This is a genomic window from Bacillus sp. UNCCL81 (assembly GCF_900112535.1).
Taxonomy (GTDB): Bacteria; Bacillota; Bacilli; order Bacillales; family Bacillaceae_G; genus Gottfriedia; species Gottfriedia luciferensis_B.
Genome location: NZ_FOMF01000003.1, coordinates 631207 through 651765, shown reverse-complemented (window position 1 = coordinate 651765; position 20559 = coordinate 631207). Strand labels below are relative to the sequence as shown.

The 20559-nt window shown below is 31.9% G+C and carries 16 protein-coding genes and 1 riboswitch; of the genes, 2 read left to right on the top strand and 14 right to left on the bottom strand.

The features are described 5' to 3' along the window. Positions 1–75: 75 nt before the first annotated feature. The 6 genes from BM319_RS08885 to BM319_RS08860 form a co-directional block, all read right to left on the bottom strand. Positions 76–498 (bottom strand): VOC family protein, encoded by a 423-nt coding sequence (locus tag BM319_RS08885; RefSeq protein WP_025568408.1) that lies wholly within the window; start codon positions 496–498, stop codon positions 76–78. Between the two features lie 128 nt (positions 499–626). Next, entirely contained in the window at positions 627–1097 is a 471-nt protein-coding gene (locus tag BM319_RS08880; RefSeq protein ID WP_025568409.1) for a hypothetical protein, read from the bottom strand. Between the two features lie 100 nt (positions 1098–1197). Beyond that, positions 1198–1734, bottom strand: a complete 537-nt coding sequence (locus BM319_RS08875) for a cysteine hydrolase family protein (RefSeq protein ID WP_025568410.1) — start codon at positions 1732–1734, stop codon at positions 1198–1200. A gap of 43 nt (positions 1735–1777) precedes the next feature. Continuing rightward, positions 1778–2320 carry a sugar O-acetyltransferase gene (locus BM319_RS08870; protein WP_069034413.1) on the bottom strand — a complete coding sequence of 181 codons (543 nt, stop codon included), beginning with the start codon at positions 2318–2320 and terminating at the stop codon, positions 1778–1780. Between the two features lie 119 nt (positions 2321–2439). After that, entirely contained in the window at positions 2440–3216 is a 777-nt protein-coding gene (locus tag BM319_RS08865; RefSeq protein WP_069034414.1) for a class I SAM-dependent methyltransferase, read from the bottom strand. A gap of 159 nt (positions 3217–3375) precedes the next feature. After that, entirely contained in the window at positions 3376–4830 is a 1455-nt protein-coding gene (locus tag BM319_RS08860) for an NAD(P)/FAD-dependent oxidoreductase (RefSeq protein WP_069034415.1), read from the bottom strand. A gap of 372 nt (positions 4831–5202) precedes the next feature. Between BM319_RS08860 and BM319_RS08855 the strand changes: the two genes are divergently transcribed. Beyond that, positions 5203–5625: a hypothetical protein gene (locus BM319_RS08855; protein WP_069034416.1), complete on the top strand. Its 423-nt coding sequence runs from the start codon at positions 5203–5205 to the stop codon at positions 5623–5625. Between the two features lie 182 nt (positions 5626–5807). Here BM319_RS08855 and BM319_RS08850 read toward each other — a convergent pair whose 3' ends face one another. The 7 genes from BM319_RS08850 to BM319_RS08820 all read right to left on the bottom strand — a co-directional run bounded on the left by BM319_RS08850 (position 5808) and on the right by BM319_RS08820 (position 17576). Further along, positions 5808–6974, bottom strand: a complete 1167-nt coding sequence (locus BM319_RS08850) for a trans-sulfuration enzyme family protein (protein ID WP_069034417.1) — start codon at positions 6972–6974, stop codon at positions 5808–5810. A 5-nt stretch (positions 6975–6979) separates the two neighbouring features. Then, positions 6980–8149 (bottom strand): trans-sulfuration enzyme family protein, encoded by a 1170-nt coding sequence (locus tag BM319_RS08845; RefSeq protein WP_069034418.1) that lies wholly within the window; start codon positions 8147–8149, stop codon positions 6980–6982. An 81-nt stretch (positions 8150–8230) separates the two neighbouring features. Beyond that, a riboswitch (SAM riboswitch) is annotated at positions 8231–8334 on the bottom strand. 79 nt (positions 8335–8413) lie between these two features. Then, complete coding sequence (locus tag BM319_RS08840) at positions 8414–10687, bottom strand: ATP-dependent DNA helicase (RefSeq protein WP_091022197.1); 2274 nt, start codon at positions 10685–10687, stop codon at positions 8414–8416. Positions 10688–10810: 123 nt separating this feature from the next. Continuing rightward, positions 10811–11338, bottom strand: coding sequence for a YcxB family protein (locus BM319_RS08835; RefSeq protein ID WP_069034420.1), 528 nt, complete (start codon positions 11336–11338; stop codon positions 10811–10813). Positions 11339–12041: 703 nt separating this feature from the next. Further along, positions 12042–13829, bottom strand: coding sequence for an ABC transporter ATP-binding protein (locus BM319_RS08830; protein WP_069034421.1), 1788 nt, complete (start codon positions 13827–13829; stop codon positions 12042–12044). Next, the gene (locus BM319_RS08825) at positions 13829–15565 is read right to left on the bottom strand and encodes an ABC transporter ATP-binding protein (protein ID WP_069034422.1); all 1737 of its coding nucleotides are present in this window, start codon (positions 15563–15565) and stop codon (positions 13829–13831) included. The genes BM319_RS08830 and BM319_RS08825 overlap by 1 nt, the downstream gene beginning before the upstream one ends. Before the next feature lie 382 nt (positions 15566–15947). Next, positions 15948–17576, bottom strand: coding sequence for a glycoside hydrolase family 13 protein (locus BM319_RS08820; protein WP_069034423.1), 1629 nt, complete (start codon positions 17574–17576; stop codon positions 15948–15950). Positions 17577–18054: 478 nt separating this feature from the next. Between BM319_RS08820 and BM319_RS08815 the strand changes: the two genes are divergently transcribed. Beyond that, the gene (locus BM319_RS08815; RefSeq protein ID WP_069034424.1) at positions 18055–18951 is read left to right on the top strand and encodes a L,D-transpeptidase family protein; all 897 of its coding nucleotides are present in this window, start codon (positions 18055–18057) and stop codon (positions 18949–18951) included. 421 nt (positions 18952–19372) lie between these two features. Here BM319_RS08815 and BM319_RS08810 read toward each other — a convergent pair whose 3' ends face one another. Beyond that, a complete protein-coding gene (locus BM319_RS08810) occupies positions 19373–20410 on the bottom strand; it encodes a M42 family metallopeptidase (RefSeq protein WP_069034425.1) in 1038 nt (345 codons plus the stop codon). Between the last annotated feature and the right edge of the window lie 149 nt (positions 20411–20559).

Genomic DNA, 20559 nt, shown 5'->3' with positions numbered 1-20559 from the left:
ACTTTATTAATTCTGTAAACATCAAATAAACGTTAAATTTAATTGGCAAATTTATTTTTAATATCAAGTAAACTTTTATTTTATTCTTTTTGCAAGCGGATGATTGTCACTGAATTGTATTAAGTCCCATAGATTTCCGTATAAATCCTTAAATACTGCAACCGTTCCATAATCTTGTACTTTCGGTTCTCTTACAAACTCAATTCCTTTTGATTTCATTTCCTCATAATCTCTCCAGAAATCATCTGTTCCTAAAAATAAAAAAACTCTCCCACCAGCTTGATTGCCAACGAATGGCTCTTGCTCTTGTTTTGATGCCTTTGCAAGTAGAATAGTCGTTCCTGATGAACCAGGTGGACTTACAACTACCCATCTCTTATCTTGTTCAGGCTGATATGTATCTTCAATTAAATTAAAATGAAGTTTTTTCGTATAAAACTCAATAGCCTCATCATACTCTTTTACGACTAATGCAATATGCACGATTGACTGGATCATCTTCTTATCTCCTAACCTGTTTTCTAATAAAAATACTACTAGTTAATCTAAATTTCAATCTAATAAACTTCATACTTCAATAATCATCTATTTAGCATAATAAAAAGACTGCCGAAACAGCCTTCGAATTAATCATTTAATTTTGAAGCAAAAATTGGAATGATTATGATAGTAATAAATATTAATGCCAAAACGATTAATGAATTTTTCCATCTAAAATCATTTTCTCCATCATTTTTGTGTTGTTTTATGAATTCATCATATATTTTCGATGAAACAAATTTTCCAGGATCTAATATTTCTCCTGTTTTTTCATCCAGTAAATACGTATCATAATTCGCTGTTTTAAAGAAACGATCTCTTACAGTATCGTATTTTGCAGCAATAGCCACTACATTTTCGTTTGTGTTTTTTTCCTTATTTGTTAAACTAAATTCTTTTTGTTCGACAATCACAGTTGATTTCTTAACATAATAATTAACTTCCTTACGATTATTCTTATCTATTTGATCTAAATAGCGCGATGTTGCATTTGAGATTGAGACATTCGATAAAAACAACAAAAAGAAACAGAAGATGCAAAATGCAACTCTTTTCATTTATATCCCCCACTTCTATTCAAATCTACTAAATTATATTCACTAGATTTTTAAATAGTCCTAGAGAGTATTTCTCATCTACCTCTTTAATGTGGAGTAGTTAATTTTTTGCTAAAGTATCCCTTTTGAGATCATTTTCTATAAAAGTTAAAAATCGATGGTTCCACATTTTTTCATAAAAATCAATTGTTTCTTTTGCAGACATAAATGGATTATTTAATGTAGAAGTTGCTCCGTTTACCATGAAGTTTTCGTAACCCAATCCATGCGCAAATTTAATTGTAGCATCCATACAGTATTCAGTTTGAGCACCGCAAAATTCTATTTTTTGTACAGCTAATTGATCTAAAAGATTTTTTAAGTTTGTTTTAAAAAAAGAATTTGCATGTATTTTATTGATGAAAAAATCTTGTTCTCGAACATCTAGATTAGCATTAATAGCCCAAAGTTCTTCTCCATGTACTAATTCTTCATCACAATGCTGAACAAAAATAATTGGTTTACTTAATTCTCTATATAATGAGATTCTTTTATTTACTTTACTAATTAAATTTTGCAATTCAAATAAATGCTCACCGCTGTAACATACACCATTTTGTAAATCGATCACGATTAAAACATCTGCACAATTATCCATTTTATCTACCTCATTTATATTTTTATTAAGTTTATAATTTCATTTAATTTTCTATACTTTTAATAATTTTCGCAGGGTTACCGGCCACTACACTATTAGAAGGTACATCTTTCGTAACGACAGAACCTGCAGCTACAATTGAGTTATCTCCAATCGTAATGCCTGGTAAAATAGTACAACTCCCTCCAATCCACACATTGTCTCCAATATGGATTGGAATCGCATACCCGCTCTTATTTCGATCCTTTGGTTGAATCGAATGGCCAGCTGTATAGATTCCTACATTCGGACCAATCATACAGTTATTTCCTATTTTCACTTCTGCCATATCTAAGATTGTACAATTATAACCTGCATAGAAATGATCTCCCACATGAATGTTATCCCCTAAATCACAATGAAAATTATGCTCAATACTTGGATTTTCCCCTACTGTACCAAACAGCTCTTTCAATATTTCTTCTTTTCTTTCGAACGATTCCACATTTATATTATTAAACTCTTGAACAAGCTTATGGGCACGTATATTTTTCATTTTTAATTCTTCTGTACCACGCTTATAATAAATTTTCTCTTTATCTTCCATGTTAAGACTCCTAACTTATATGTAGTTATTTTATAAATCACTTCGATCAATAATCTACTAAACCTTCTTTCACAGCCAAAATCATTCATCCAACTATTTGTTTTATAGTGATTTCATTATTATTTCCTTCCACTCAAAATCACTGCATTTCCTAATACTTTTTTGTTCAATAAAATTTTTGGCAATTTCATTTCTTTATCAAGTTTAGATCTGTTCAATTCAGATACACCATATTTCTTTAAATCGTTTAAGAGCTGCTCCTTTTCATCTCCAAATATTTTTTCATCCATAAATAAATCTAAAAAGACGAATTCCCCTCCAGGTTTTAACACTCTTAATGCCTCTTTTATTACATCAGTTTTATTGCTTCGATCTTTTACTTCATGGAAAGTAAGACAGCTTACAATGACATCAAATTCATTCTCATTAAAAGGGAGTTCTGAAGCACTTGCTTTCACAAAATGAATCTGATGAGAAACACCTTCTATTTCTGCATTTTGCTGGCATTGTGCTTTTGAATACTCCCAATTTCCCCCCCAATAGTCAATTCCAGTTAATACTGATGTAGGAAAAGCCTTTGCGAGTTTAATGATCAGCGAACCGCTGCCCGTACCAATATCTAAAAGTGTTCCGTCTCCATCCCACTTTACTTTGGACACAATTAAGTCATGAATTTTTGACTGATAATTCCCTCCAATGGATGCGAATTGGTATATAGAATAAGAAAGTATAAGTGTTATATATAGAAATGGCACAGCTAAAATTCCTGATAGAATTCGTACATATGTATTAACAGGTAATATTGTTACAGAAAGAAAGATGAGTGAAATCACTAGAAATATAAGCAGTTTATAGATACGAATCCAAGTTTTATATTTAGTTTTTAATTGCAAGATATCACAAACCTTTTAGTTTTTAGTTAAATTATACCTTTTCAAAAAAGTCACGTTAATTCTTTTTTAAGCCAAATACTAAAATAATTAATTAAATGTTTAGTCTAACAAAACAAACCTCTAATGCTATAACAATGCAATAGAGGTTTGTTAAATAAAGTATTAAATAGTAACTAATTCTTTTTCTTTACTTCCGATTTTTGTAATGATATCACGCGCAATCCATACACCACAAGCACTTGCTTGAGCTAAGCCACGAGTAACTCCTGCTCCATCTCCACCTAGATATAATCCAGAGATTTCACTTTCAAAGTGTACATTTAGCTTTGGTCGTGCTGAGTAGAATTTTGCTTCTACGCCGTAGAAAAGTGTATGTTCTGCAGCGATACCTGGAGTTACATGATTTAATGCTTCTACCATTTCAATTAAACTTTTCATTGTATTATATGGTAAAACTAATCCTAAATCTCCTGGTACTGCTTCTTTTAAAGTTGGTTCTAAAAAGCCTTCTTTAATACGCTTTTCAGTTGAACGGCGACCTTTTAAAATATCTCCGTATTTTTGTACGATTACTCCACCGTGTGAAAGCATGTTTGCAAGGCGTGAAACCTCGTGCGCATATTCATTTGGTTTATCAAATGGTTCTGCGAATTGATGCGATACTAATAAGGCAAAGTTTGTATTTGGACTACCTAGTTTAGGGTCTTTATAAGCGTGACCATTAGCAGTCATAATTCCTGAATGATTTTCAACTACTACGTGTCCAGATGGATTACTACAGAATGTTCTGACTTTTGTACCCACGCTAGTATTAAAGACGAATTTACCTTCGTATAAGTGCTTGTTAATCTCTTCCATTACTACGTTTGAAGTCTCAACACGAACACCAATATCAACTTGATTTGTTGACATTTTTAAACGACGTTTTTTCATAACATCAGTTAGCCATTTTGAGCCATCACGACCAGGCACAATTACAACTTTCTTAGCATGTAATTCTTCACCTTTTTTTAATTTAATTCCCTTTATGATATGAGTACCTTCAACCTTTTCAGTTATTAAGTCCTCTACTTCAGTTTTATACTTCATATCGATTTTCGTTTTTAAATACTCGTAAATGCTTTTTAGAATTTCTAAATTTTGCTCAGTTCCTAAATGACGAACTTGTGCGCGTAATAATTTAAGTCCAGCTGCGTAACCACGACGTTCAATATCTCTAACTTCTTCTGTTAAGGGATCAGTAATCGATTCAGTCGCACCATGTTCTAAATTAATTTCATCAACGTATTTGATTAATTCAACTACTTGTGAATCTGATAAGTAATCTGTCATCCATCCACCAAATTCGCTTGTAATATTAAATTTTCCATCTGAATATGCTCCAGCACCACCAAAACCATTTGTAATTGAGCAAGCTGGTAAGCAACCTGAAAATTCTTTTTTACCTGCAGCAGGCGGACATTTTTCAATTTTCTTTTGTAAAATCGGGCAATGTCTTGCGAATATATCATGTCCTTTATCAACAAGTAGTACTTTAGCATTAGGCATTTTTAAAGTTAATTCATAACAAGTAAATATTCCAGCAGGTCCTGCTCCAACAACGATAACATCATACATCTATATATACCTCCAAATAAGGTTTAATTTATATCATTTGATCAACCTAAAATAGAATACCATCAATATGAATGCGTTTCAAGCAAAAACACGAACATTTTTTGTATTATTTTTAAAAAATATTCGTTTATAAACATAGTGAAACCTTTTCATTACAATTAACCATATGTCAATTAGCTTTTTTTATCCAATTTTAGACAATTCAAACTTGAATATTAATTAATTAGACATCAGATTATTTAGTTGATTCCATCCTAATTTAACGAAAAGTTAATTATTGTAATACGAAAATATCCTATTAGATAGAATCACAATCACACTAAGTTGAATAGTTATATAAATAACAGATATTTTATATTGGAGATGGAAAAGATGCTAGAAGAAAATATCAAGGAAAAGGAAGGGAAAGACCAAAATCAAATAACTACTATAGAAGATGACGGTTTACAAGCAAGTCTTGAAAAACAAATTGTTGCTGCATCGTGGGTTAAGGCAGTTGCACAATTATATGAAACGATTACATTATCAAAATTATATTCAATTGACAAAGATTCAATCTTTCAAGGGAAAAGAGATATCATATCAGGCATGTGGATTGGCACAGCTGGTCAGTTATCCGTTGCTTTTTACGTTTCTAAGCAATTGTTCACTTCAGATAAGAAAAATTTACTTGAATTACAAAGAAAAATCGTGCTTTCTGATTCAATTCAATTAGTTGGAAACGCTTTGGCACTTATAGGTGCAGCTGAGGTAATTCAAGAGGAAATTGGTGACGGGGAAATATTCATTTCATAGTCAACTAAAAATCTTTATATTACTTAAAAAGTTTACATCTAATTTACGCATCATCAATAGCGCAAAATTAAAAAATATAAAATAAATAAATCCCACAGAAATTCCATTGTGGGATTTTTAATATAGAGTTTAATTTGTTCGTGTTTCTAAGACAGATTCTCTTTTTTAATTATCCGGTTTCCCTATTCCTGCACTTCTTGTTTTTCTCTTACCCCTGCATTTAATGCTTTTTTAAAGCTTGCAATCAAGTCTTCAATATCTTCTAAACCAACTGACACTCTTATTAATGTATCTTTTACGCCTAATCTTTCACGAACATCGAGCGGTATTGCAGCATGGGACATCTTCACAGGATATGAAACAATTGTCTCAACTCCACCTAATGAAACGGCAACTGCAACGTTTTCGACTGATTGTAGGAAACTTGTCGTTTGTTCAATCGTTTTTAGTGTAAATGAAAGGACTGCTCCTCCTCCAGTAGCCTGCTCAAAATGTATATCGTGACCAGGGTGATCTTTTAGTCCTGGGTAATAAACATCCTCAACTTCTTCTTGTTCTAAAAGCCAATTTGCTAATTTTGATGCAGTTTGTTCATATGCATCCATACGAACTTTTAATGTCTTTAATCCTCTTAATGTTAACCAACAGTCTTGTGGACCTAAAATTGCCCCGAATGAATTTTGGATTGTGTATAAATCATTTGCAAGTTCTTCCGAATTTACGACCGCTAGCCCTCCGATTACGTCGCTATGGCCTGCAATAAATTTTGTTGCACTATGAACGACAATATCAGCTCCTAAATCTAAAGGTCTTTGTAAATATGGTGATAAAAAACTATTATCTACAATGACAAGGATGTCATTTTCTTTTGCTATCTTGATTGCACTACTCAAATCAGTAATTTTCAAAAGAGGATTAGACGGTGTTTCTAAATAAAGTCCTTTTGTATTTGGCTTTATTCCGGCTTTAATCTCTTGTAAATTAGAAGCGTCTACAAATGTAAAATCGATTCCGAAACGATTTAATACTTTAGTCGCGATTCTAAATGTTCCTCCATATACATCTTCACAAATGACAATATGATCTCCAGCTGAGAACAAAGACAATACAGATGAGATTGCAGCCATCCCTGATGAAAATGCAAAACCGCGAACACCATTTTCTAACTTTGCAATTGTATTTTCTAATGCTTCTCTTGTTGGGTTTCCACTTCTTGCATAGTCGTACTTACCAAAATTCTCTATATCAAATTGATGAAATGTTGAAGTTTGATAAATCGGAATACTTAATGCGCCTGTTGCCTGATCTATTTCATTTCCATTATGAATTAATTTCGTTCCAAATTGCATCCTCATCACCCCAATGCATTTTCTAAGTCATTTAATAAATCATCAATATGTTCAATACCAACAGATAAACGAAGTGTATGGTCATCTAGACCAAGCTTTCTTTTAAATTCCTCTGGCATTTCTGAATGAGTTTGCGTATGTGGGTACGTAATTAATGATTCAACTCCACCTAAGCTTTCTGCGAATGTAATAACTTTTACACTTCCTAATACTTGTTCAACCAAACTTAAATCTTTCACTTTAAATGAAATCATTGCACCAAATCCAGTTGCTTGTTCTTTAATAATTGAATACCCTTTATGCGTTGGTAACCCTACATAAAACACTTCAGTAACATTCGGATGATTTTCTAAAAATTTCGCAAGTACAATTGCATTTTTTTGACTGTATTCCATACGTAAATGTAATGTTTTAATTCCTCTTAAGATCAACCAAGAGTCAAATGGAGCTAATGTTGCTCCTGTTGATTTTTGATAATAACGAATTCGTTCATTCGTATATTCAGAATTTGTTACGACAAAACCAGCAAGTGTATCATTATGGCCACCTAAATATTTTGTTCCACTATGAACAACAACATCTGCACCTAATTCAATTGGTCTAAAGAAATAAGGTGTTAAAAATGTATTATCAACGATCACAATTATATCTCGTTCTTTTGCAAGCTCAACTACTCTTTTTAAATCAGTTACTTTCATCATTGGATTTGATGGTGTTTCAATAAAAATTCCTTTTGTGTTCGGTTTAAGTGCATCAAGAATATTTTCAATTTCAGTCGTATCTACAAAATTATGCTCAAGTCCATATGGCGAATAAATTTCTTCGAATAAACGATATGTACCACCGTATAAATCATCTGAAACAATTAGGTGGTCACCTTTTTTAAATAAGCTTAATACTGCAGTAACGGCTGCATTTCCTGTTGAAAATGCAACACCATAATTTGCACTTTCTAATTTTGCAACAGTATTTTCAACTTCTTCACGAGTTGGATTTTGTAATCTTGCATAATCATATCCAGTCGATTGATGAAGACCTGCATGCTTAAAAGTAGCAGATTGATAAATTGGATAACTAATCGCACCAGTTAATGGATCATAACCTTTGCTTCCATGAACAGCTACCGTTTCAATTGATTTTTTATTCGTGTTTAAAGCCTCTTTTGTGTTAGTCATTATAAATCCCCCATTTTAGTCAAATAAAAAACCACTTCCTAAAAAATAAGAAGTGGTTATGTCCGCAAAATATACATATCGCTCTTATCTTCCAGGTTTTTCACCTGCAGGATTTAGCACTTTCTAGTTTTTACTAGAGTTGCCGGGTTTCGTCGGGCCAGTCCCTCCACCGCTCTTGATAAGATTATTTAATTATATTGATAAGTATATTAAAAACTCTGATAATTATCAATTGTTTTTTTTGAATTATTTAATTATTAACTCTTACTTCCATTCTTCAGGTAATAAACTTTGATAAAGTGAACTCTTATATCGGTCATCAATTAGTAATAAAGTCCCTTCATCTGATTCAGATCGTATCACTCTTCCACCCGCTTGCATTACTTTATTCATACCTGGAAAGACATATGCATAATAATACCCATTTTTTCCAACCGAATTAAAATGCTCCTTTAAAATATTTCTTTCTAAACAAATCTGCGGCAATCCTACACCAATTACTACGACTCCGTTTAAACGATCACCCTTTAAATCGATCCCTTCAGAGAATATACCGCCTAATACCGCAAAGCCAACTAGCGTTTCTTCATTTAGACTATCAAATTGTAAAAGGAATTCCTCTCGTTCAATTTCAGTCATACCATTTTCTTGAACGATTGTTTTTATAGTAGGGTATTTCTCTTTAAATAAATCAACACTTTGAATTAAATATTGATAGGATGGATAAAAAACTAAATAATTACCTTTTCTTTTCGTAATTTCTTTATATACCGAATCAATTAATCTTTCTAAATTTCTTTCACGATCTTGATACCGCGTTGATAGAGGGTCAATTGTTACCTCCAATTGCTCCTTATGAAAAGGAGAATCGATTGAAATTGTATAATCGCGACTTTGATCACCAAGCATATCTTGAAAATATTGTATTGGGGTTAAAGTAGCTGAAAAGTAAATTGTTGAGCGAAATCTTTTTATTACGTCATTTACAACTTTAGATGGGTCAAGGCAAAATAGCTTTAAATGAACTTCACTTTTATATAGTTCATAGTAGCATACGTAATTTTCATCAAAAAACTCTGCGATTTTGACGAAGTTGAGTGACTCAAAATAAGTATCAAGCAAAAGTTGTTTATTTTCGTCCTCGTCCATTTCCGGTAATTTTATTTCTACGATTTCATTGAATGTATGTAGAAGTTCTAGTAAATCCCCATCTATTTCCTTTGAAACTGGGGTTACAACGTCCTTCCATTTCTTTCTTAATTCAATAAAACGCTTATTTATTTCATTTATTATGGCATAAAGTTCATCTTTTAAATTTTTATATCGATTTTTCAACTCTAAAAATTTAGATTTGAATAGACTCGCAGAATACATTTCTCTTGAGCGATCAACAAGATTATGAGCTTCATCAATTAATAAAACTGTACTTCGTTTATGCTCATCAAATAATCGCTTTAACGATACTCTAGGATCGAAAATATAATTTACATCGCAAATAATAGCATCTGAAGAATTTAATAAATCTAATGAGTATTCAAATGGACAGACTGTATGTTTTCGTGCATATTCTTCTATTTTCTCCCTAGTTAGTGCTTTTTCGGATGAAAGAATATCAAGAACAGCATCATTAATTCTGTCATAATAACCATTGGCAAATTCACAATAATCCTTTTGACACATCGTCTCTTCTTTAAAACAGATTTTATCTTTTGCTGTAATCGTCGTACACTTTATACAAAGTCCTTGATCTGTCATGCGCTTAAATGCTTCTTCAGCAACAGTCCTAGTTATTGTCTTAGAAGTTAAGTAAAACATCCGATTGATACGATCCTCACCAATACTTTTAACAGTTGGAAAAATAGTTGATACCGTTTTTCCTATTCCAGTTGGTGCAACAGCAAATAAATTATTACCTTCTTGAATCGTTTGATATACCGCACCTGCTAACTTTCTTTGTCCTTTTCTGAAAGAAGGAAAGGGAAAATTTAATTCTTTTATGGTCTGATTCCTTAACTCAATATGATCGTATTTCCATTTTGCAAAAGGATAATAAATTTCTAGCATTTTGTATAAGTAATTTGTTAATTCATCCTTTGTAAACAAAAGATCGAAGCTTATTTTTTGCTCAGTTAAAATATTAATATATGTAAGTCTAAGTGTAATCTTTTCAAGCTGTAGTTCTTCACAAATAAAATATCCATAAACTTTTGCTTGAGCCCAATGAACAGGATATGAATTTTCATTTATTTCATTTAAATCCTTCATTGTTGATTTAATTTCTTCTATTATATATTGATCATCCTTCAGTAATAATCCATCACAACGGCCTTCTATCTGAAACGCCAATTGATCCAATTTTATAGTGCCGGATATAGGTCGTTCTTTTACATCCTGTTCACCATATTCTCTTTGGATTTTTTGATGCGCCTTTGTTCCTTCAATTAAAGAAACCGAACTTTTATAAGTTAAATTGATACTTCCCGCTGTATGAGCATACTCAACTAGCGTTCGAACTGAAACCTTTATACAATTCTCCAAGTGAGTACCCTCCTTTATTACATTTTATCATAATCCTCTTTCTTGATTAAGAATGAAAAGTACCAATAAAAAAGTTCAAGTTAAAATAACTTGAACTTTTAAAGATCAGAATGCAATATTCAACTAGCAATATAAAACTTGAATATTATATTTTCTGTAGAATTGTAATAATCTCTCCATGTCATCCTTTATTGCTTCTAGCGGAACTACAATGGCTTGCATACTTGTAAAGTAAATATAAAAGTAATTCTTCGTTCCTTTTATTTCAACTATATCATCCCACTTTATTTCATGAACACTTGATTTTGTAATTTCTTTCATTCCATTCTCATCAACCTTTAGAGAATGTTCGCCGAATAACGATTGATCGTTCTTTTCAGTTAAATGCTTAATCATTTTGTTTTTAGAGGAACGGTAGAAATACTTTGGAAAATAAACGAACCAAAGAATGGCTGCTATCGAAAAGGCAAGTAAATAACCAAAAAGCGGTTGCTTGAAAAAAAAGGAAATTAAAAATGGTATTACTAAATAGATTAAACTCACAGCAATTCGTTGATTAATTAACGACTTTTGAACAGTTTTAGAATGTTTTAAATGATGTAAATTAAATTCAATATAATCATCCAAATTAATTTCATAATTAAGTTTCATACTTGACCTCCAATTTCGCAAAAATATTTTAATCACTATTATTTTAACATTAGAAAAAAACAGAAAATAAAGTTATTTTATGTACTTATGTTAAGTTGATTTTTCAAGATTCATAGAATTAATTCTTATATTAAGAATTCGTAATAATTCATTTCCAAAGTTCTAATTTTAAATTTTTGGCATAAAAAAGGATGTCCTAACTGTAAATCAAAAAGAATAGTGATATAGGCTCGGCGCTGCAAATAATTTATGAGATATTGCAATTGATCGGTGGACTGCAATTAAATTAAGAGAATCGCAATTAAAATTGTGGACTGCAATTAAATTAAGAGAATCGCAATTAAATTTAGCGAAACTGCAATTAAAATTTGAGAATCGCAATTAAATTTTACAAAACTGCAATTAAAATCCTAAAAAACGCAATTAAAATATAAAAGTACCCATACCAGTTAAGGTATTCCTTTCTAAAAAACAGACAAAAGCAGATCATTTAAATGGAAAACTTGCAAATATGCCTTCTATCAAATAAAAACTTGATAAGAATCTACAAAAATTTCTTATAATAATCGATTAGATCAACTGCAAATGAAAAACTCTGTTGAAATACCCTAACAGAGTAGTACATTTCCCAATAAAAATGGGCCGCTCATATGTCAGTTAACCTGACTTTTGAGACAGCCCCAATCTAATTAAAACAGTTCAATTATGCTCCATCATTAATGAAGCTATATTGCGCCATGTATAGCTTATAATAATGTCCTTTTAATCCTAGTAACTCTTCATGTGTACCGCTTTCCTCGACATTTCCGTTTCCGATAACCATAATTTTGTCGCAGTCACGGATTGTTGATAATCGGTGGGCAATGACAAATGATGTACGACCTTCTAATAGCTTTTCAATTCCATTTTGAACAAGCTTCTCTGTATGTGTATCGATATTCGAAGTAGCTTCATCTAATATCAATATTCTAGGATCAGCTAGTAGAGCACGAGCAAAAGAGATTAATTGTCTTTGACCTAATGAAAGTCTTGATCCCCTCTCGTTTACATCTGTATCATATCCATTCTCCATTTTAATAATAAAGTCATGAGCATGGACTGCTTTAGCTGCAGCAATTACTTCTTCATCTGTAGCGTTTAATTTACCGTATCGAATATTTTCCATAATCGATGTTGAGAATAGGAATGTATCTTGTAGCATTATTCCCATTTGACTTCTAAAAGATTCTAAATCTACTTTTTTAATATCGTTCCCATCTACTAAGATTTCACCTTTTAAAGGATCATAGAATCGACTTAAAAGTGAAACAATTGTTGTTTTCCCTGCTCCAGTTGCACCTACCAATGCAATTTTTTCACCAGGATTTATTGTGAAATTCACATTTTTTAAGACTGTAGAGTTTTCATCATAACCAAAAGTCACATTTCTAAATTGAACTTCACCATTAATACGTCCAATTGGAGGTGCATTTTCTTCACTAATAATTTCTGGATCAATATCCATAATGTCAAAAATACGATCAGCTGCCGAGAAGTTTGATATTAATGTATTATAAAAGTTTGATAAGTTCATAATTGGACGCCAGAACATGCCAATATACATTGAAAATGCGATTAATGTTCCAACTTCGATATCTTGACTAGTTACAAGCTTATATCCAACATAAAATACAATTACAGTACCAACACCCCAAGAAAGCTCAACTAATGGCCAGAAGAAGTCATTCATTTTTACTGCTCTCATGAATGAGCCCATTAATTCAGAAACCTTTTCTTTGAAGTCTTTTTCTTTATCTTTTTCTTTCGCAAAAGATTGAACTACTTTTATTCCTGAAAAATCTTCATGTATAAACGCAATTAAATTTGAACGTTTCTTTCTATAATCATCCCATCTTTTACGTGCACGTGTTTCAATATAAAACATGGCAACTGCTAAAAATGGCAGAATTGATACTGATGCGATTGCAAGTTTAACATTTAAAATAAACATTACGACTGTAACGCAAACTAAGCTTAGTAATTCTGGAATTAACGTTTGAATACTTTGGTTGAATAAATTTTGGAGAGCACTAATATCACCCATTACACGAGCCAAAATTTTACCTACTGGTCGATTATCAAAAAACGTAAATGATAGTTTTTGAATATGTGTATAAAGCTCATGACGAATATTTACTAAAATATTATTCGTAACAGAGCTAATCATCGTCCAACGTATTTTTGAGGCAATCATTGCTAAGAAATTTAGTGCTAATAGTACAACTCCAATCATTATGAGCCCTTTTACATCGTGATTTTTAATATTTGTATCGATCGCTACCTTTAGTAAATATGGATTTAATATCCCGATTACCATTACAAATAACATTAAACAAATAACGCTAAATGTTTTTAATTTATAAGGCTTTAAATAAGTCCCGAGCCTAAGAATAAGCTCGGTTTTACTCCGATTTAGTTGGTCTTCATCACGATTTATCGTATTTTGTGCCATTAGACCACCCCGCTTTCTACTGTTTCAAAATCTTTGAATTGTTCTTCGTAGACTTCAAAGTATCTTCCCTTTTTATCAAGTAATTGTTTATGATTTCCTTTTTCAACTATTTCCCCATTTTCAACGAATAAAATTACATCGGCATTTTTTACAGCTGAAATACGGTGTGCAATGATAAATGTTGTACTATGTGAGAAACGTTTATTTAAATTGTGTAATAATTCATACTCCGTTTCCATATCTAATGCAGAAGTTGCATCATCTAAAATTAAGATAGGAGCATTTCTTAATAATGCGCGGGCAATTGATATACGTTGTTTTTGGCCACCAGATAAACCAATACCTCGTTCACCAATTTCCGTGCTGAATCCTTCTTCTAGCTCATCAATAAAGTCTAAACAACAAGCAATACGGCAAGCTTCACGGATTTCATCCATTGTAGCTTCTGGGTTTCCTAGTTTAATATTATTTTCAATCGTATCTGAGAAAAGGAAAGTATCCTGAGAAACGAGAGACATATTTTGACGTAAAGATGTTAGATTAAAATCTTTAACATTAACGCCATCTACTAGAACTTCCCCTTTGGCCACATCGTATGAGCGACCAATCAGATGAAGAATTGAAGATTTCCCAGCACCTGTCGTTCCCATAATCGCTACTTTACTACCACTTGGAATATATAGATTAAGATCTTTTAAGACAATTTCATCATTATATTTGAAGCTTACATTTTTATATTCCACTGAACCGTCAACTAGATTAGGTGTATATGCACCTTCTTTGTTTTCAATTGCTGTTTTACGATCTAAAATTTCAAAAATCTTCTTCGCAGAAGCTTGGTTTTTAGAAAGTACATCTGTTAACCAGCCTAGCATTCTCATCGGCCAAATTAAGTTCCAAATATATCCACTGAATGCTACTAGTTCACCTAGCGTCATACTTTGTTGTAAAACGAAATATCCACCGATAATAATCATTGCAACAAGCGCAATATTTGTTAAAAATTCAATATTAGGAAAATATTTACGCATTATTTTAGCTTGAGACATATTTAAATCATAATATCCACGATTCATTTTCAAAAATTTCAACGTCTCATGCTTTTCTCTAGCAAATGCTTTAACCAATCTTACACCCGCAATATTTTGTTGAGCTGTTGTATTGATTTCAGCTGTATGGTCACTTATTTTACCGTAACCTTTATTAAGTAAGCGATTTAAACGCGTCCCCATATATCCAATTGGGATCATGATTGCTAAACAAATTAGTGCCAACTGCCAATTAATTACAAATAAGATAACTGTACTGACAGTAAAATAAATTATATTTTCAACAAACAATCTTAGTCCAAACGCAATTGTTTGCCAGATATTTTCCACATCTTCATTAATTCTCGATAGTAATTCACCCGTATTCATCGAGTCGAAATACTTAAATTCAAAACTTTGAATATGCTTGAACATATCATTTTTTATATCCTCATGTACCTTTGAACTTACTAAGTCATATAAATATTCTTTTACATAACCAAAAATTGATTTGATAATTGTTACACCTATAATTCCACCGATAACCGGAAGAACTACTGATGATTTTCCTTTCGTAATACCATCATCGATTAGAATCATTTGTAAATAAGGAATTAAATGATCCACACCTATAACTAAAACCATTGAAATTGAACCAATAATAAATGAAAGCTTATGCCTAAAGACATATTTTAAAATTCGAGACAAAATTATACCTCCCTTGTATCAATTAACCTAACTCTACGCAACCCTCCACTTTTTTTGACAATAAAAAGACCATGGGAATATTTTCCATACCCCATGGCCATAAAGAAACGTTTCGCCCAAAAACAAACAGTTATGAATCGTTCATTTTTGGCACAAAAAAGCCATGGGAAATATAAACCCATGGCTAAATCGTCAATTGAAATCTAAATTTCAACGTGGTCCGTCCTGCGTAGAGATAGGGTTCATAATCATTATGAAATTTTGTGATGCTTCACAGCTTAATTTTCTTACAATCATCATGTTAACCTACCTCCTTCTTATTTGATATTCTTATCATATACGAGTGGACTTCAAAATGTCAAACTATTTTTAATAAATTTAATTATTTAATTTTATAAACAATTGCTTCATACGGTCTTAAGCTATTATTCACACCCGTTACACTTGAATCTTTATAATTACTTAAAATTATACTTACTTCATTATAGTTATTACTATAACTAAAGTTTGTTTCCTCATTTGTAAAGTTAGCTACTACTAAGAATTTTTCACCATTATACTGTCTTTCATATGCAAATACTTTTTCATCCTTTTCAGCAAGCATTTCAAATGAACCATAAACAATTGCAGGATTTTCTTTTCGCAATTGGATCAATTGACGATAATGATGAAAAATTGAATCTGAATCATTTATCGATTGTTCAACATTTATTTTAGTAAAATTCGGATTTACTGTTAACCAAGGGTTTCCTTTTGTAAAACCTCCATGCTTTTCTCCATTCCATTGCATTGGAGTACGTGCATTGTCTCTACCTTTTGTATAAATCGATTCCATTATGTCTTCGTGCTTGTAACCTTTTGAAATACGGTCATTATACATATTTTTCGTTTCAATATCGTCATATTCATCAATGCTTTCAAATCGAATATTTGTCATTCCAATTTCTTCACCTTGATAAATATAAGGTGTACCTTGCATTAAATGAAGGATTGTAGCAAGCATTTTTGCACTTTCAATCCGATATTCTTTATCATTACCCCATCTAGAAACAATTCGTGGTAAATCATGATTGTTCCAGAACAAGCTATTCCAAGCCTTTCCATCAAGCTGAGTTTGCCACTTATTAAAAACTTCTTTTAGCTCTAACAAATTCAATGGCTTTAAATCCCATTTTTCTTTACCTTCTTGTTGATCAAGACCGATATGCTCAAATTGAAAAATCATACTTAATTCATTTCGAGCAGGATCCGAATATAGCTTTGCAATTTCTGGAGTTGCTCCCCAAGTTTCACCAACAGTTAGCACATCATGATTTCCAAAAGTCTTTTTATTCATTTCTTTCAAGAATTCATGTAACTTAGGACCGTTTGCCGTAATCTCTTGATCTGGAATCTTTCCAATTAAATCTATTACATCCATTCGGAATCCACCAATTCCTTTATCAAGCCAAAAGTTCATCATATTATATACTTCTTCGTGGACTTTTGGATTCTCCCAGTTTAAATCTGGCTGCCTTTTACTAAATAAATGCAAAAAGTATTGTCCAGTTTGTTCATCATATTCCCATGCACTGCCGCTGAAAACAGAAGGAAGGTCATTTGGTTTACTTCCATTCACAGGATCTCTCCAAACATAATAGTCTCGATATGGGTTATCTTTGCTCTTTCGAGATTCAATGAACCACGGATGTTCATCAGATGTATGGTTCACAACTAAATCCATTACGATTTTAATCTCTCGACGATTCGCTTCAGAAATTAATTCATCCATATCATTCATCGTCCCGAACTCTTCCATAATGTCACAATAATCACTAATGTCGTAACCATTATCATCATTAGGAGATTTATATACAGGACTCAACCATATAACATCTATTCCTAAAAGCTTTAAATAATCAAGCTTTTCAATTATTCCTTTTAAATCACCGATTCCATCAGCATTACTATCCATAAAACTTCTAGGATATATTTGATAAACTACACTATTATGCCACCATTTTTTCTCCATTTTAATTGCCTCCTAGATTATGTATAAATCTTAAAAACTCAAAAAATTTATTTGCTTTTTATTTCTTCAATCTACATAATTCGGTACGTGAAATTCCAAAACATTTAAACCAATTTAAAATCGTGCAATCGTGTGCACAATTTTATAATATAAAGTGTCCTATTCTTAGTAAATGTATATTCAAAATTCTTTTAAACCGCTTACATTTTCTATTTTAACAAGATTGGTCATTAATGCAAACATTTACATTTTTCTTCAACGATTTAAATGAATAAAGTATATCCGTTCCTACCATTAAACTAATCTCAACCTATAACTTATTTGAAAATCTAAAAGACTTATAGATCCATTTTTAGACCTTATCCAGTATTCCAATTAACTATTTTTTCTTTATTTCAAATTTAAAATTGATAGGACAAGCATTCCCTTCATACTATATAAGGCTACGCATTTTCTAAATATTGTTGGGGGGAAAACTTTGTTAAAGCGCTGTTTTATTTTTTTCTTAGTACTGCTTTTATTTTTAAGCACTTCTTTTGTTCAGTCTTTCGCGGCAGAAACAAAACCTGTTTCGCAATTTATCATTATTAATAAATCGATTAATAGATTAGCTTTTTATGAGAATGGTAAATTGGTAAAAGTTTTTAAAGTTGCTACCGGTAAGAGTCAGGATCTAACTCCTGAAGGCAAATTTAAAATCGTCGTTAAAATTGTAAATCGGCCTTATTATAAAGAGAATATTCCTGGGGGTGATCCGAGGAATCCACTTGGTAATAGGTGGTTAGGTTTAAATGCTAGAGGGACATGGGGTACAACCTATGCAATCCACGGAAATAATAATCCAAGTTCTATTGGAACTTATGCTAGTCACGGCTGTGTACGAATGTATGATGAAGAAGTAGAATGGTTATATGATCGAGTTCAAAAAGGTGCTACTGTTTTAATCACTTCATCTAACCAATCGTTCCAAGACATCGCCGTCGCAAATCATTTATTTGATGATGATTCAGGAACTGTAGTAGTAACAAAACCAACGGATATTCCGACTAGTTTACAACTTGGAAGTGTAGGTTCAGAGGTTGAATGGCTGCAGGATTCATTAACTAAATTAGGATATTCTACAAACGGGGTCGATGGCTATTTTGCTAAAGGCACAGATCAGGCAGTGAGAGCATTCCAACTAGATAATGGCTTAACTAGTGATGGAGTTGTTGGTGCTGGTACAAAAAAATTATTATTAGACAAACTCCAAGAAAAAAACCGCGAGTTAGTATCGGCTTATTTTTATACACTTACATTAAAGAAAAATGTAAAAACAAATGGTGAGGACAGATTCGATAGTCAATTAAATGGGGTTCAAAAATTAAAATATTAAACTATTAGAGGGTATCCAAAAGTCTAACTTTTAATGGAACCCTTATTTTTTTTGTGATTAAGGTGGACTGCAAATAAAATCTGGTTTTCGCAATTAAAATTGACAAAACTGCAATTAAATTTTGAGAATCGCAATTAAATTTAGCAAAACTGCAATTAAATCCCAAAGAATCGCAATTAAATTAAAAAATTACCCATACCAGATGGGGTATTCCGACCCAAAACTTGTATAATAGTAGATCCTTTCCAATGGAAAACTAGCATATATGCTATGCAGAATAAAAATTCGAAAAAAATTTGCTAGTTTTATATCATTAAGCTCCATTTTTTCAACACAAAATAAAATGCAACTTTTGAAATACCTCGTACTAGAGATACTTTATCAAAAAGGGGTCGTCCCGTGGACAGCCCCTTTTAAATGATTACTTTGTTAAATATAAGTACAATAATTTCATCGTATTTTCCATCGCACTGTAATGCGTTCTTTCCATACCATGAGAAGCATGAACACCTGGTCCAATTAACGCGCCACGAATATCTTGTCCTCCGCGTAAAGCTGCAACTGTATCAGAACCGTACATTGGATAGATATCTACTGCATAGCTAAGTTCATTTTCTTTTGCTAAATTGACTAAATCAGTCGTCATATTGTAATCGTATGGTCCGCCAGAGTCTTTTGCACAAATCGAAACATCGTATTCAGTACAGCTTAAATCATCTCCAATACAACCCATATCAACTGAAATTAATTCAGTAATATCAGATGGGATATACGAAGAGCCATGTCCAACTTCTTCATACGTAGAAATAAATAATTTTGTTGTATATGTAGGGACAATCTTTTCCCTTTTAAACAATTCAAGTAAACCAATTAAACATGCTACACTTGCTTTATCATCAATAAATCTTGATTTTATAAAACCGCTTTCAGTAATTGTCGTTTTCGGGTCGAAGAAAATAAAATCTCCTGGGCTAATACCAAGATTTAATACATCCTCTTTTGACTTAACACATTCATCAATACGAACTTCCATGTTTTCTGGGTCACGTTTTTTTGTTTTACTATCTTCGAATACGTGAATTGATGGACTTGTAGATAAAAATGTACCTGTATATATTTTTCCTTCACGCGTTCTAATTTGACAATATTCACTATCAAGAGTTGGTACGATTGGCCCACCAATAATTGTAAACTTTAATGTACCTTTACTTGTAATTGATCGAACCATTGCCCCTAACGTATCAACATGTGCTGATAATCCGATGACTTGCTCATTGCTTTTACCAGGAATTGTGATCACGCCACAACCTTTATTAGTCGTTTCAAAGTCATATCCTAAACTATTTGTCCAGGACTGAATTAACTCCATAATTTCAAAGCAAAAACCACTTGGGCTATTAAACTCTAGTAATTGTTTAGCGGTTTGTAGCACATATTCTTTGTCAATTTTAATATTCATAGCTTTTCCCCTTCAATTTTGAAATTTTCATGCAATTCTCAACGTATTTATCATACATTTATTTGTGTTTGTTATCAATATTTCATCATTTTGCATTAACATGTTTGGCGTATTGCGATTTGATTAGTCTCATATAAATGATGTATATC

What these genes read in the sequence shown, in the direction of transcription:
- BM319_RS08855 (WP_069034416.1), top strand. Translation starts at nt 5,203, where the DNA reads ATGCTAGAAGAAAATATCAAGGAAAAGGAAGGGAAAGACCAAAATCAA.
- BM319_RS08810 (WP_069034425.1), bottom strand. Translation starts at nt 20,410, where the DNA reads ATGAATATTAAAATTGACAAAGAATATGTGCTACAAACCGCTAAACAA.
- BM319_RS08850 (WP_069034417.1), bottom strand. Translation starts at nt 6,974, where the DNA reads ATGCAATTTGGAACGAAATTAATTCATAATGGAAATGAAATAGATCAG.
- BM319_RS08835 (WP_069034420.1), bottom strand. Translation starts at nt 11,338, where the DNA reads ATGAAACTTAATTATGAAATTAATTTGGATGATTATATTGAATTTAAT.
- BM319_RS08870 (WP_069034413.1), bottom strand. Translation starts at nt 2,320, where the DNA reads ATGGAAGATAAAGAGAAAATTTATTATAAGCGTGGTACAGAAGAATTA.
- BM319_RS08860 (WP_069034415.1), bottom strand. Translation starts at nt 4,830, where the DNA reads ATGTATGATGTTATCGTTGTTGGAGCAGGACCTGCTGGAATATTTACT.
- BM319_RS08880 (WP_025568409.1), bottom strand. Translation starts at nt 1,097, where the DNA reads ATGAAAAGAGTTGCATTTTGCATCTTCTGTTTCTTTTTGTTGTTTTTA.
- BM319_RS08845 (WP_069034418.1), bottom strand. Translation starts at nt 8,149, where the DNA reads ATGACTAACACAAAAGAGGCTTTAAACACGAATAAAAAATCAATTGAA.
- BM319_RS08875 (WP_025568410.1), bottom strand. Translation starts at nt 1,734, where the DNA reads ATGGATAATTGTGCAGATGTTTTAATCGTGATCGATTTACAAAATGGT.
- BM319_RS08820 (WP_069034423.1), bottom strand. Translation starts at nt 17,576, where the DNA reads ATGGAGAAAAAATGGTGGCATAATAGTGTAGTTTATCAAATATATCCT.
- BM319_RS08885 (WP_025568408.1), bottom strand. Translation starts at nt 498, where the DNA reads ATGATCCAGTCAATCGTGCATATTGCATTAGTCGTAAAAGAGTATGAT.
- BM319_RS08830 (WP_069034421.1), bottom strand. Translation starts at nt 13,829, where the DNA reads ATGGCACAAAATACGATAAATCGTGATGAAGACCAACTAAATCGGAGT.